General features: G+C 72.7%; 13 protein-coding genes and 1 riboswitch. Of the genes, 3 read left to right on the top strand and 10 right to left on the bottom strand.

Annotation, left to right across the window (positions count from 1 at the left end):
* Nucleotides 1-10: 10 nt before the first annotated feature.
* The 3 genes from ACTT8P_RS17100 to ACTT8P_RS17090 are packed head-to-tail and all read right to left on the bottom strand — an operon-like array spanning nucleotide 11 to nucleotide 2,433.
* A complete protein-coding gene (locus ACTT8P_RS17100; RefSeq protein ID WP_442832505.1) occupies nucleotides 11-982 on the bottom strand; it encodes a ketoacyl-ACP synthase III in 972 nt (323 codons plus the stop codon).
* Nucleotides 982-1,254 (bottom strand): acyl carrier protein, encoded by a 273-nt coding sequence (locus tag ACTT8P_RS17095; protein WP_361170136.1) that lies wholly within the window; start codon nucleotides 1,252-1,254, stop codon nucleotides 982-984. Before ACTT8P_RS17095 ends, ACTT8P_RS17100 begins: the two co-directional genes overlap by 1 nt.
* Before the next feature lie 60 nt (nucleotides 1,255-1,314).
* Complete coding sequence (locus ACTT8P_RS17090; RefSeq protein ID WP_442832504.1) at nucleotides 1,315-2,433, bottom strand: thioester reductase domain-containing protein; 1,119 nt, start codon at nucleotides 2,431-2,433, stop codon at nucleotides 1,315-1,317.
* A 276-nt stretch (nucleotides 2,434-2,709) separates the two neighbouring features.
* On the opposite strand from ACTT8P_RS17090, the gene ACTT8P_RS17085 reads away from it, so the two are divergent.
* The gene (locus tag ACTT8P_RS17085; protein ID WP_442832503.1) at nucleotides 2,710-3,432 is read left to right on the top strand and encodes a lysophospholipid acyltransferase family protein; all 723 of its coding nucleotides are present in this window, start codon (nucleotides 2,710-2,712) and stop codon (nucleotides 3,430-3,432) included.
* A 62-nt stretch (nucleotides 3,433-3,494) separates the two neighbouring features.
* Entirely contained in the window at nucleotides 3,495-4,532 is a 1,038-nt protein-coding gene (locus tag ACTT8P_RS17080; RefSeq protein ID WP_442832502.1) for an NAD-dependent epimerase/dehydratase family protein, read from the top strand.
* 45 nt (nucleotides 4,533-4,577) lie between these two features.
* Here the strand turns inward: ACTT8P_RS17080 and ACTT8P_RS17075 are convergent, their stop codons facing one another.
* The 7 genes from ACTT8P_RS17075 to ACTT8P_RS17045 all read right to left on the bottom strand — a co-directional run bounded on the left by ACTT8P_RS17075 (nucleotide 4,578) and on the right by ACTT8P_RS17045 (nucleotide 10,976).
* The gene (locus ACTT8P_RS17075; RefSeq protein ID WP_442832501.1) at nucleotides 4,578-6,185 is read right to left on the bottom strand and encodes an alpha/beta hydrolase; all 1,608 of its coding nucleotides are present in this window, start codon (nucleotides 6,183-6,185) and stop codon (nucleotides 4,578-4,580) included.
* Between the two features lie 135 nt (nucleotides 6,186-6,320).
* Nucleotides 6,321-7,097 carry an urease accessory protein UreD gene (locus ACTT8P_RS17070; protein ID WP_442832500.1) on the bottom strand — a complete coding sequence of 259 codons (777 nt, stop codon included), beginning with the start codon at nucleotides 7,095-7,097 and terminating at the stop codon, nucleotides 6,321-6,323.
* Entirely contained in the window at nucleotides 7,085-7,765 is a 681-nt protein-coding gene (gene ureG / locus ACTT8P_RS17065; RefSeq protein ID WP_442832499.1) for an urease accessory protein UreG, read from the bottom strand. Before ureG ends, ACTT8P_RS17070 begins: the two co-directional genes overlap by 13 nt.
* 74 nt (nucleotides 7,766-7,839) lie before the next feature.
* Nucleotides 7,840-8,514, bottom strand: coding sequence for an urease accessory protein UreF (locus ACTT8P_RS17060; protein WP_442832498.1), 675 nt, complete (start codon nucleotides 8,512-8,514; stop codon nucleotides 7,840-7,842).
* 120 nt (nucleotides 8,515-8,634) lie between these two features.
* On the bottom strand, nucleotides 8,635-10,356 hold the full coding sequence (locus ACTT8P_RS17055) for an urease subunit alpha (RefSeq protein WP_442832497.1): 1,722 nt from the start codon (nucleotides 10,354-10,356) through the stop codon (nucleotides 8,635-8,637).
* The gene (locus ACTT8P_RS17050; RefSeq protein WP_361170162.1) at nucleotides 10,349-10,660 is read right to left on the bottom strand and encodes an urease subunit beta; all 312 of its coding nucleotides are present in this window, start codon (nucleotides 10,658-10,660) and stop codon (nucleotides 10,349-10,351) included. The genes ACTT8P_RS17055 and ACTT8P_RS17050 overlap by 8 nt, the downstream gene beginning before the upstream one ends.
* Nucleotides 10,661-10,673: 13 nt before the next feature.
* The gene (locus ACTT8P_RS17045) at nucleotides 10,674-10,976 is read right to left on the bottom strand and encodes an urease subunit gamma (RefSeq protein ID WP_442832496.1); all 303 of its coding nucleotides are present in this window, start codon (nucleotides 10,974-10,976) and stop codon (nucleotides 10,674-10,676) included.
* Nucleotides 10,977-11,610: 634 nt separating this feature from the next.
* Nucleotides 11,611-11,747: riboswitch (cyclic di-AMP (ydaO/yuaA leader) on the top strand.
* Between the two features lie 3 nt (nucleotides 11,748-11,750).
* Between ACTT8P_RS17045 and ACTT8P_RS17040 the strand changes: the two genes are divergently transcribed.
* Entirely contained in the window at nucleotides 11,751-12,224 is a 474-nt protein-coding gene (locus ACTT8P_RS17040) for a C40 family peptidase (protein WP_442832495.1), read from the top strand.
* Nucleotides 12,225-12,491 lie beyond the last annotated feature (267 nt).

The raw sequence follows: 12,491 nt of genomic DNA, 5'->3' as shown, positions 1-12,491 counted from the left end.
GAGTTGCTCCTCAAGGAAGTTCGACCACCTGGGCGCACCAGGTCAGTCCGGCGCCGAAGCCCAGCAGCAGCGCCTTGTCGCCGGGCTGCGCCGTGCCCGTGGCGAGCAGTCGCTCCAGGGCCAGCGGAATCGACGCCGAACTGGTGTTGCCGTCGCTGACGATGCTGCGGGCGACCGCCACCCGCGGGGGCAGCCGCAGCCTGCGGACCATCAGGTCGATCAGCCGCCCGTTGCACTGGTGCGGCACGAAGGCGGCGACGTCGTCCCAGGTGAGCTCGGCCGCGTCGAGCGCGGCCCGGGCCACTTGCGGCATCCGTGAACCGAACCAGCGCACCACCCGGGTGCCGTCCATGTGCAGGTACGGGGGGTGCTGGGCGCCGGGTTCGGGCGGGGTGCCGGTCATCCAGGGTGCGCCGGGGCCGTGGGTTCCCCAGACGGCCGGGCTGATCCCGCCGCGCTCCGCGGCGCTGACCACCGCGGCCCCAGCGGCGTCGCCGAAGATCATGACGGTCTCGCAGTCGGTGGGATCGGTGATGTCGCTCAGCCGCTCGGCGGCGACGACCAGCACCTGCCGCGCCTGTCCGGCCGCGATCAGTCCCGAGGCCAGCGCCAGCCCGTAACTGAAGCCGGCGCAGCCGCCGTCGAGGTCGAACCCGCCGGCCCGGGTGGCACCGATGCGGTGGGCGAGACTCGCGGCCCGGCAGGCTTCCTGGCCGAGACTGCTGGCGGAGGAGAACAGGACGCAGTCCACGGCGTCCGGAGCCAGGCCCGCGTGGGCCAGGGCCTTGTCCGCCGCCTGCGCGGCCATCTCGACGAAGGTGTCGTCGGGGCCGGCTTTCAGCCGGGTGCGGATTCCGGTGATCTGCTCGATCCAGCCCGCTTCGCGGCCGAACCTGGTGTCGAGTTCGGCGCTGCTGAGCAGCCCGGCGGGGCGATGGACACCGATGCCCGTCAGTCGCCCCGCGCTCCGGGTCGGTTCCATCAGCGGGCTCCGTCCGCCGTGGCGACGGCCGCCTGCTGGTTGACGTAGTCGAGAGTCCGCCGGACGGTGCGCAGGTCGTGCACCGCCTCGTCCGGGATGGGAACGCCGTAGCGCTCCTGGATCTGCTCGGCCAGCTCGATGACGGCCATCGAGTCGAATCCCAAGGAGGTGAACGGTGCGTCGGCGGGCTGCTCCGCGACCGCCTTGGCCGCGTCGGCGCCGGCGATCTCGGCCACCATCGCCACCAAGTCTTCCAGGGTGAAAAGGGACATGCGGAACTCCAGCGTGAGAGGTGGAGGGAGGTGCGCGAACGAAAAGGGACTACGGGCAGGTCACCGGGCGGGCAGCGCGCCCACCGCGTCGCGGCTCAGGAAGTCGAGCAGCCTGCGGAAGTAGGCGGAGTCCAGCACCGGCGGGGTGCGGGGCGCGGGCACCGCGACGAGGGGGTCGCCGGCGTCCTGCTGCTGGGCCGGCATCATCTGCCGGAGCGTCTCGCCGGCCAGCCGCAGGGTGCTGCGCGGGACCTCGTCCCCCAGGTCGCGAAGCCGCTCCAGCCAGGTGTCGAACGCGACGATCGGAAGGTCGGCACCCGCGTCCGCGAAGCCCTGGAAGTACGCCGTGAAGGGCAGCGGGCGCGGATCGACCACATGGAACACCTGTCCTTCGGCCCGGCGGCTCAGGGACAGGTCGACGATGGCGCGGCTGGTGAAGTCGACGGTGCCGACCGGCAGCAGGCCGGGGTGGTCGGGGGCGCAGCCGGCCCGCAGGCTCGCCCTCGTCAGGTGGACGAACCAGTCCGACCTGCCCACCAGGCCGGTCCGCGAGTCCGCCAGGATCACCCCGGGCCGGTGCACCATCGTCGGCAGGCCGCGGTCCGCGGCCTGCGCGACCAGCCGCTCCGCGACCCGCTTGGTGGCGCAGTAGCCGGAGACCTCGCCGGTGCCGGCGCCCTCGGCCGCCGTGAGCACGCCCATCGTCGAGACGTGATGCACGGGAATGCGGCGGGACCGGGTGGCCAGGCGCAGGATTTCCTGGGTCCCGGTCACATTGCAGCCGCGCAGAATCTGGTAACCCGCCAGGAGATTGACCCACGCGCCGCAGTGGTAAATGACGTCGACGTCCCGCGCCAGAGCCGAGAACTCCTCCTCGGTCAGCCCGAATCGGGGCTTCGCCAGGCTGCCGAGCACGACCTCGACCCGGGACATGTGGTGGGCCGGCACGCCCCGGTCGCGTAACTGGGCGGCGAGCCGCTCCTCGGCCTGGCCGGCCGACTCCGCCCGCACCAGGCAGTGGATCCGGGCCTCGGTCGCGTCCAGCAGGTCGGTGAGCAGGAAACCACCCAGAAAACCCGTGGCTCCGGTCAGCAGAATTCTTCTGGGCGGCCCTTCGGGGACATCGGCCAAGGACGACGCGTCGATCTCCGCCGGAAGTCGCACGTCGGAATCCTGCATGGAACAACTGGCCATTCCTACACCGCATTTCGCCACAGAGAAGATCCGGTCCTGCTCTGAATCCTCCCCACACCTCACGCGCTTTACTAGGGGCATCACTCCCCAGTGGGACTGAGGGGTCGCATCGGCGACGCCAGAAACACGGCGCACACGGCGCACCCCAGACTCCTCTTCAGAAGATCCCACAATTACGCCGTCCGCCGGCGGACGGCGGGTCGCCACCGGTGCGGGGTACCTGACAGACTGTCAGTCGTCGCGCAGAGTAGGAGCTGAGCCGTGTTCTACCACCTGCTCAAATACGTACTGCTGGGACCACTGCTGAGACTCGTCTTCCGGCCCCGGATCGAGGGCCTGGACCAGGTGCCGGCGTCGGGGGCGGCCATCGTGGCCGGCAACCACCTGTCGTTCTCGGACCACTTCCTGATGCCCGCCGTGCTCAGGCGCCGGATCACCTTCCTCGCCAAGGCCGAGTACTTCGCCGGCCCCGGTCTGAAGGGCCGGCTGACCGCGGCCTTCTTCCGCAGCGCCGGGCAGATCCCGGTGGACCGATCCGGAAAGGAGGCGGGCCGGGCCGCGGTCCGCGAGGGGCTCGGCGTGCTGGGCCGCGACGAACTGCTCGGCATCTATCCCGAGGGCACCCGCTCGCACGACGGACGGCTCTACAAAGGCAAGGTCGGCGTCGCGGTGATGGCGCTGACCGCGGGGGTGCCGGTGGTGCCGTGCGCCATGATCGGCACGTTCGAGGCGCAGCCGCCGGGCCGACGGCTCCCCCGCGTCCGCCCGATCACCATCCGCTTCGGCGCGCCCCTGGACTTCTCCCGCTACGCCGGTATGGAGCACGAGAAGACGGTGCTGCGGGCCGTCACCGACGAGATCATGTACGCGATCATGGCGCTGTCCGGCCAGGAGTACGTCGACCGGTACGCCGCCGAGGTCAAGGCCGAGGCGGAGCAGGCGGGCGCGCGGGGGCGGCGGTTTCCCCGGATGCCGCTCGGTTAGCCGCGCTCTGCCCTCGGCAGACGGGCCTGACGGGGCGGGCCCGGTCCGCCTACGGTCCCCGTATGAGACGAGCTGTGGTGATCGGGGCGACGGGACAGATCGGGCGGCCGGTGGTGGGTGCGCTGGCCCGGGACGGCTGGGAGGTGACCGCCGTCTCGCGCGGCGGCGGACGGGACGCCGGCTGGCCGGACGGCGTACGCGTGGTGCGGGCCGACCGGGAGGACGACGGCGCGCTGGCCGCGGCGGTCGGCGACGGCTGCGACGTGCTGGTGGACACGGTGGCGTTCGGCCCGGCGCACGCACGGCAGCTGACCGCGCTCGCCGGGCGGATCGGCTCGGCGGTGGTGGTCTCCAGCGTGTCGGTGTACGAGGACGACAAGGGCCGCGGCTTCGACACCCAGGAGGAGCCCGGCGGCTTCCCCGAGTATCCGGTGCCGCTCACCGAGGAGCAGCACACCGTCCGCCCGGGGGACGCCGGCTACAGCACCCGCAAGGTGGCGCTGGAGCGCGAACTGCTCGCCGCCGGCGACCGGTTGCCGGCGACGCTGGTGCGGGCGGGCGCGGTGCACGGGCCGTACTGCCGCACGCCGCGCGAGCTGTACTTCGTCAAGCGCAACCTGGACGGGCGGCGCCGCCGCGTCCTGGCGTACGGGGGCGCGAGCCGGTTCCATCCGGCGGGGGTGCGCAACATCGCCGAGCTGATCCGGCTGGCCGCCGCCCGGCCGGGCAGCCGGGTGCTCAACGCGGTGGACCCGGACGCGCCGACGGTGGCCGAGATCGCCGCGGCGATCGACGCCGTGATGGGCGTGGAGGTGGCGGACGTCCTGGTGGACGGCGGGCCGCCCGCGCCCCGGGTGGGCGACACACCCTGGTCGGTGCCGGCGCCGGTGGTGTGCGGCATGGCGGCGGCGGAACGGGAGCTGGGCTACCGGCCGGTGACCCGGTACGCCGAGACGCTGCCGGAGACCATCGCCTTCATCACGCAGCGGCTGGCCGCGGAGCCGGACTGGCGGGCGGCGTACCCGAAGATGGTCCAGGCGTACGGGGACCTGTTCGACTACGCGGCGGAGGACGCCTGGCTGGCGGGGCGGGGAGCATGAGAAAGGGGCGGCCGGTGCGCACCGGCCGCCCCTGCCCCGGACGGGTTACGGCTTCGGCGTGGCGTGCGGGGCGCAGGTCACGTCCCGGGCATCCACCTTTCCGGTGAGCAGATAGGTGTCGACGCGGTCGTTGACACACGGATTGGTCAGCCCGGTGACACCGTGCGACCCGGCGTCCCGCTCGGTGATCAGCCGCGAGCCCTTGAACCGCTGGTGCAGTTCGACGGCGCCCTCGTACGGCGTGGCCGCGTCCCGCTCCGACTGGACGATCAGCACCGGCGGCAGACCCTTGCCGGTCTTCACGTTCACCGGCGTGTGCTGCTTGGCCGGCCAGGTGGCGCAGGGCAGGTTCATCCAGGCGTTGGACCAGGTCAGGAACGGATAGTCACGGTGCAGCCGGGTGTTGTCCCGGTCCCACGTCTGCCAGTCGGTGGGCCACTGGGCGTCGGCGCACTCGACGGCCGTGTAGACGGCGTTGCCGTTCTCCGCGGAGGCGTTGCCCGCGGTGTCGCTCAGGTCCGGGGCGGCGGCGTCGACCAGGGCCTGGGTGTCGCCGCCGACGTACGCGCTGAACACCGAGGCGACGGACGCCCACGCGGAGTCGTAGTACGGGGCGCTCTGGAAGAAGGAGAGCAGTTCGGCCGGGCCGACCACCCCGCCGATCGGGTCCGCCTTGGCGGTGGCGCGCAGCTTCAGCCACTGGGCCTGCACCTCGGCGCGGGTGTCGCCGAGGTGGTAGGTGGCGTCGTTCTTCGCGACCCAGTCCTGCCAGTCGTTCCAGCGGGTCTCGAAGGCGACGTCCTGGTCCAGGTTGGCCTGGTACCAGATCTTCTCCCGGGACGGGTTGACGACGCTGTCGACGACCATCCGGCGCACATGGCCGGGGAAGAGGGTGCCGTAGACGGCGCCCAGGTAGGTGCCGTAGGAGACGCCGAGGTAGTTGAGCTTCTTCTCGCCGAGCGCGGCGCGGATCACGTCCATGTCTCGCGCGGTGTTCGGGGTGGTCATGTGCGGCAGCATGGTGCCGCTGCGCTCGGCGCAGCCCTCGGCGTACTCGCGGGCCAGCTTGCGCTGGGCGCGCTTGTCGGCCTCGGAGTCGGGCACCGGGTCCATCTTGGGTGCCTTGACGAACTCCTGCGGGTCGACGCAGGAGATCGGGGTCGACTTGCCGACACCGCGCGGGTCGAAGCCCACGAAGTCGTACGCCTCGGCGGTCTTCGCCCAGATCGGGTTCTTGGCGGTCACCCGGGCCGGGAAGCGCAGACCGGAGCCGCCGGGGCCGCCGGGGTTGTAGATGAGCGCGCCCTGGCGCTGCGCCTTCGTACCGGTGTTGCCGATGCGGTCGACGGCGAGCTTGATCTGCTTGCCGTACGGCTTGGCGTAGTCGAGCGGGACGGTGACGTAACCGCACTGGATCGGCGTGGCCAGGCCCCAGTCGGCGGGGCAGTCCTGCCAGTCGATCCCGGCCTTGGCGGCGCGGGCCGCGGCGACGGCGGCGCCGTACGCCTGGAGGTCCTGGGTGTTCCCGTGCCGGGCGGCCGTACTGGCGTTCGCCGCGGGCGCGCTGACGGCGCCGGCCGCCAGGGTCGCGGAGACCAGCACCCCGGCGGCGCCGAGCGCGACCGTGCTCCGCTTCAGTCGTGTCGTCCTCAAGTGGACCCTCCCCGTACATCTTTGCGATGGGTACCGGGATCCTCTCGGCTGTGGGTTCGCTGAGGACAGGGGCGACCCGACTTCTTTGCCAATCCGATAAACGGGTTGACGCGTTCGGTCGTCGGAGCGTCCGCGTCAGCCCTGGTCGAAGGAGTCCAGCGCCGCGTCCAGCGACCGGCGCAGGAGCAGCGCGTCGGGCGCCACGGCGGTGACGAGGACGGCGGGCCCGGCGAGCGGCAGCACGGCCGTACCCTCCCCGGACATCCTCGCCGGCGGCATCCGCCGGGCGAACTCAGGCCGTACGACGACGAGCTGGCCGACGGCCCGATGCCCGGCCAGCACCGCCGGGCCGTCCCAGCCGCCGGGCGCGCCGGGTCCGCAGGCCAGTTCCTGGTCGAGTACGCACCGCCCGGCGATCCGTACCGTGAGCCGGCTGGTGAGCCGCCCCGGTTCCTCGCCGGCCCGGCCGAGCACCTGTTCCTCGCGCAGCACCAGCCGGGCGTCCGCGCCGAGGTCGGCCCGGGTGCTGACGTACAGCTCACTGCCGCGGGCGGAGATCAGCTGTTCGGGCAGCCAGTGCAGTTCGCCGCCGTCGGCGACGGTGAGCCGGACCTCGTAGTGCGCCTCGTCCTTGGTCTGGCCGGGCAGCGCGATGGTGGCCGCCGCCGATCCGACCCGCAGCCGGGCGCCCGCGCCGACGTCCGCCTCGACGGTGAGGCGGTCCCCGCCCAGCGGTCCGCTCATCGCGCCGACCAGCGTGACCCGCGCCTCGGCCCCGCTGCCCCGGGTGCGGCGCGGCGCGAGCGGGCCCGCGCCGTCGAGCACCGGCAGCGCGGTGCCGCCGCGGCCGTCCCGGCGGGCGTGGACGCGTGCCGTGGCCCGCAGGCCGGCCGTCCCCCTCACGCGGTCCACGCGGTGAGCTTCGCGCGGACCCAGGCGGCGACGTCCGCCACGCCCGGGTCGGCCCTGAGCGACTGGAGGACGACGGGCAGTTCGCCGCGCTGCGCCTTGGCGTCGGCGGACATCCGGGCCAGGTCGGAGCCGACGTACGGGGCGAGGTCGGTCTTGTTGACGACCAGCAGGTCGGCGGTGGTCACGCCGGGGCCGCCCTTGCGCGGGATGTCGTCGCCGCCGGCCACGTCGATCACGAAGATCTGCGCGTCGACCAGACCCTTGGAGAAGGTGGCGGTGAGGTTGTCCCCGCCGGACTCGACGAGGATCAGGTCCAGCGGGCCGACCTCGTCCTCCAGGTCCTCGACGGCTTCCAGGTTGGCGGAGATGTCGTCCCGGATCGCGGTGTGCGGGCAGGCCCCGGTCTCCACCGCGCTGATCCGCTCGGGCGGCAGCACGGCCTCGCGCAGCAGGAACTCGGCGTCCTCGCGGGTGTAGATGTCGTTGGTGACGACCGCGAGGGACAGTTCGTCGCGCAGCGCCCGGCAGAGCGCGGCGACGGTGGCGGTCTTCCCGGACCCGACCGGCCCGCCGAGCCCGATCCGCAGCGCCCGACGGGTGCCGTCGGGGCGGCGGGCGTCGGCGCTGACGGCGGCGGGACCGTGGGGGTGGGAGTGATCGAGGTGCATGACGGCTCCTTTTCCGGCGAGGGCGGCCGTTCCGGCCGAAGGCGGACGTTGAGAGGGGACGTTGGGAGGGGACGTCAAGAGGCGAACAACCGCACGGGCCAGGCGGCATGCGCCTGCGCCGCGATCTCCAGCAGCGGCGCCGAGGCGGCGGGCAGCGCGTCGGGCCCGGCGTCCACCGTCTGCCGGGCCGCCTCGACGGCCCGGTCGGCCACCCGGTCCAGCTCCGGCGCCAACCGCGCCAGCGCCCCGGTCGCGTCGAACGGGTCCAGGCTGAGCAGCCGCACCGCCGCCGTCGCGGGGCCGCTGACGCTCTCGTACGCCGAGCAGTACGCCGCGTCCAGCGGCCCGAGCCCCGCCGACCGGGCCGCGAGACCGAGCACGACCGGCTGGTGCGCGCCCTTGGGGAAGGCGCCGGCCAGGGCGTCGAGTTCGGCGGACGGCCAGGTCGCGCGGGCGGCCCGCATCAGCTGCCGGCCGAGCTTGCGCGCCACGATCCGCAGCGCGGGGGACGGTGTCCGGGCGTCCGCGGCGGCGTCGAGGGACATCGGGTCCACGCCGAGGGCCGCCGCCGCGGCGAGCGCGGCCGACACCAGCCCCGTCGTGTGCAGCCGGCCCCGGCAGAAGCCTTCGAGGTCCCCGGCCCCGGTGATCCGCCCGGCGCGGACGGCCGCCTCCGCGCCCCCGGAGTGCGCGTGTCCGCCGGCGGGGAAGCGGCCGTCGGCCAGGACCAGGAGTGCCGCCCTAGACATCAGAGGTCCCGGACATCGGAAGCGCCGGCATCACAAGGACCGGCATCGCAAGCACTGGCATCGCAAGCGCTGGCATCGCAAGCACTGGCATCGCAAGCACTGGCATCGCAAGCGCTGGCATCAGAAGAGGAAGTATCGCTGGGCCATGGGCAGTTCCGCCGCCGGTTCGGCCTCGACCAGTTCGCCGTCGATGTGCACGGCGAAGCTGTCGGGGTCGATGCGTACGTCCGGCCGCGCGGCGTTCTCCCGCAGGTCGGCCTTGGTGACGCCGCGCGTCGACTCGATCGGCACGAACTCCTTGCCGAGCCCGAGCCGCTGCGCCAGCCCGTCCTCCAGCGCGGCGGGCGCGACGAAGTTGACCGAGTTGGCCGCCGGGGCCCGGCCGATCGCCCCGTACATCGGCCGGGGCAGCACCGGCTGCGGGGTCGGGATGGAGGCGTTGGCGTCGCCCATCTGCGCGTAAGCGATCTGGCCGCCCTTGAGGACGAGCAGCGGTTTGACGCCGAAGAACTCCGGTTCCCACAGCACCAGGTCGGCCAGCTTGCCGGTCTCCACGGAGCCGATCTCGCGGGCCATGCCCTGGGCGAGCGCCGGGTTGATGGTGTATTTGGCGACATAGCGACGCACTCGGTGGTTGTCCGCGCGGCCGTCGCCGGGCAGCGCGCCGCGCCGCCGCTTCATGACGTGGGCGGTCTGCCAGGTCCGCAGGATCACCTCGCCGACCCGGCCCATCGCCTGCGAGTCGGAGGAGATGATCGAGATGGCGCCCAGGTCGTGCAGGACGTCCTCGGCGCCGATGGTGGACGGCCGGATGCGGGACTCGGCGAAGGCGAGGTCCTCGGGGACGGCCGGGTTGAGGTGGTGGCAGACCATCAGCATGTCGAGGTGTTCCTCGGCGGTGTTGACGGTGTAGGGCCGGGTGGGGTTGGTGGAGCTGGGCAGCACGTGCGGCTGGGAGACGACCGTCATGATGTCCGGGGCGTGCCCGCCGCCGGCGCCCTCGGTGTGGTACGCGTGGATGCCGCGGCCGGCGATCGCGGCGAGGGTGTCGCCGACGAAACCGGCCTCGTTGAGGGTGTCGGTGTGGATGGCGACCTGGACGCCGGTCGCGTCGGCGACGGTGAGCGCGGCGTCGATGGCGGCGGGGGTCGCGCCCCAGTCCTCGTGGATCTTCAGGGCCACCGCGCCGCCCCGGATCTGCGAGTGCATCGCCTCGTGCGAGACGGTGTTGCCCTTGCCCAGCAGGCCGATGTTGAGCGGGTACGCCTCCATCGCGGCGAACATCCGGGCCAGGTGCCAGGCGCCGGGCGTGACGGTGGTGGCCTTGGAGCCCTCGGCCGGTCCGGTGCCGCCGCCGACCAGGGTGGTGACGCCGGAGGCCAGTGCCTCGTCGGCCACCTGCGGGCAGATGAAGTGCACATGGGCGTCGACCGCGCCGGCGGTCAGTATCCGTCCGTTGCCCGCGATGATTTCGGTCTCCGGGCCGATCACCAGGTCGGGGTGGACGCCGTCCATGGTGTCCGGGTTGCCGGCCTTGCCGACGCCGGTGATCCGGCCGTCGCGGATGCCGACGTCGGCTTTGACGACGCCCCAGTGGTCGACGATCACCACGCCGGTGATGACGGTGTCGGGGGTGCCCTCGGCGCGGGTGGCGCGGGACTGGCCCATCGACTCGCGGATGACCTTGCCGCCGCCGAACACGGCCTCCTCACCGGCGCGTCCGGGACCGCCGGAACGGTCCTCCTCGATCTCGATCAGCAGGTCGGTGTCGGCGAGCCGGACCCGGTCCCCGGTGGTGGGGCCGAACAGGTCGGCGTAGGCGGCGCGGGAGATCTCAGGCATCGAGGGCACCTCCGGTCTCGCCGCGCAGTCCGGGCACGATCCGGGCGCCGGCCACGGGGACCAGTTCGACCTCGACGGGGATGCCGGGCTCGAAGCGTACGGCCGTGCCGGCGGCGATGTTGAGCCGCTTGCCGCGGGCGGCGGCCCGGTCGAAGTCGAGGCCGGGGTTGGCTTCGGCGAAGTGGTAGTGCGAGCCGACCTGGACGGGGCGGTCGGCGGCGTTCAGGACGGTCAGCCGGGTGGTCTCGCGGCCCTCGTTGTAGACGATCGGCCCGTCGGCGAACAGGATCTCTCCAGGAATCACGGCGCGGCTCCCCTCAGCCGATCGGGTCATGGACGGTGACGAGCTTGGTGCCGTCCGGGAAGGTCGCCTCGACCTGCACGTCGTGCAGCATCTCCGGGATGCCCGCCATGACGTCGTCCCGGGTCAGCAGCCCCCGGCCGGACGACATCAACTCGGCGACGGTGCGGCCGTCCCGGGCGCCCTCCAGGATGTGCGACGTGATGAGGGCGACGGCCTCGGGATGGTTCAGCTTCAGGCCGCGCGCCCGGCGCTTCTCGGCGACGTCCGCCGCCACGTGGATCAGCAGCCGCTCTTGCTCGTGCGGGGTCAGTCGCACGTCCCACCTCACAGTCCTCGCTCCGGACCGTGCGGGTCCGGTTGCCGCAGCCACGGGGCAACGTCGCAGGTGGCCGAAGCGGCAGGCTAGTTGCACCGGGTTTCGGTCACGTTAACCCGGTCAAGATCATTTCTCGTTGCCCGAGGCTACTTCTTGGACGTCCCTTTGCCTGCCCGTGAACCGGCGCCACGCCGCCGTCCGCCGGCGGTTGACACCCCGTCCCGCCGCGTGGCGCGGGTACCTCCGCGGCTGTGGCGCGACTGTCTCCGCCGACACCGAAACGGACCGAACGGCGTACCCCCTATCGGCGTAGGAACACGTCCTTTTCCCAGCCCGTCCGGCTTGCGCAACGCGCCTGGTCCGACGTGCGATGGAGCACTCCGCCGCTGGTCGGAGAGTCACCGGGCGCGGCGGCACTGGGCCGAACGGAGGGCCGTCCACCCGAACGGATGAGTGGTGAGTAACAACACAAACCACCCGTTCCGTTGGGATATTCCCTCCCGGGTGCGTCAAGATCCCTGACTGACGACAAGACCCCGCCGCAGCGGCGGGGCGATCCGGGCGGACGCCGAGTCCTGCCGCCGCCCGGATGACCGGTCGACAGGAGTGGATCGGCAGGAGTGGAGGACCCGAGCACGACGGGTCGCCGGGCCGGTCACGCCATGACCGGAGCCGAGCAGCCCTTGGGGTGAAGCCGCACTCGTGCGGCCGGGCAACTTCGCCAGCCCGAATCCGACAGGTCATCCTTCACAGGCGGCTGACGAAGGGTTGCGCATGACTGCGCTCAATCGTGTCCCGTCGCTCATGGTCCGGGCCTCTGCGGCCTCGGCCCTCACCATCGCCGCCGTGGGCGGCTCGATCGTGGTCCCCGGCGTCGCCTCCGAAGCCGCCGCGGCGCCCCATGCGACCAAGGCGCTGAAGATCGCGGCCTCCAAGAAGGGCGCCCCGTACCGGTACGGGGCCACCGGGCCGTCCCGTTTCGACTGCTCCGGGCTGACGCTCTACTCGTTCAAGAAGGCCGGCAAGAAGCTGCCCCGTACGGCGGCCCAGCAGTACAACCGCACCCGGCACATCGGCGCCGCCAGCCGCAAGGCAGGCGACCTGGTGTTCTTCCACTCGGGCCGGAACGTCTACCACGTCGGCATCTACGCCGGGAAGGGCAGGATCTGGCACGCCCCGAAGACCGGGGACGTGGTGCGGCTCCAGAAGATCTGGACCAAGAGCGTCTGGTACGGCCGGGTGAAGTGAGCCGCCCGAGGGGGTGACCCGCCGACCCTGACGGGCGGTCATCCCCTCGGGCCACGTCCCCGTCCCCGCACCACCCGCGCCGGGACCCCGCCGCGAAGACGGGTCGACCTGCTCCTCCGGGGCCTGTCGCCGCCCAGGACCTCCTGTCGTCTCCCAGGGCCTGCGCCCACCGGGTCCTGCCGCCCACCGGGTCCTGCCGCCGTCCAGGTCCTGCCGCCGACCGGAGCCGGTCGCCGTACGGCCCCGGGCCGCCGTGCGGCCGGCAGC

The sequence above is a fragment of the Streptomyces sp. JW3 genome, assembly GCF_052216785.1.
Lineage (GTDB): Bacteria > Actinomycetota > Actinomycetes > Streptomycetales > Streptomycetaceae > Streptomyces.
This window is presented reverse-complemented; position numbering and strand designations above follow the sequence as displayed.

Bases quoted from the DNA above. Each gene is read 5' to 3' on its own strand.
- ACTT8P_RS17060 (WP_442832498.1), bottom strand. From the start codon at position 8,514: ATGTCTAGGGCGGCACTCCTGGTCCTGGCCGACGGCCGCTTCCCCGCC.
- ACTT8P_RS17080 (WP_442832502.1), top strand. From the start codon at position 3,495: ATGAGACGAGCTGTGGTGATCGGGGCGACGGGACAGATCGGGCGGCCG.
- ACTT8P_RS17095 (WP_361170136.1), bottom strand. From the start codon at position 1,254: ATGTCCCTTTTCACCCTGGAAGACTTGGTGGCGATGGTGGCCGAGATC.
- ureG (WP_442832499.1), bottom strand. From the start codon at position 7,765: ATGCACCTCGATCACTCCCACCCCCACGGTCCCGCCGCCGTCAGCGCC.
- ACTT8P_RS17100 (WP_442832505.1), bottom strand. From the start codon at position 982: ATGGAACCGACCCGGAGCGCGGGGCGACTGACGGGCATCGGTGTCCAT.
- ACTT8P_RS17040 (WP_442832495.1), top strand. From the start codon at position 11,751: ATGACTGCGCTCAATCGTGTCCCGTCGCTCATGGTCCGGGCCTCTGCG.
- ACTT8P_RS17055 (WP_442832497.1), bottom strand. From the start codon at position 10,356: ATGCCTGAGATCTCCCGCGCCGCCTACGCCGACCTGTTCGGCCCCACC.
- ACTT8P_RS17090 (WP_442832504.1), bottom strand. From the start codon at position 2,433: ATGCAGGATTCCGACGTGCGACTTCCGGCGGAGATCGACGCGTCGTCC.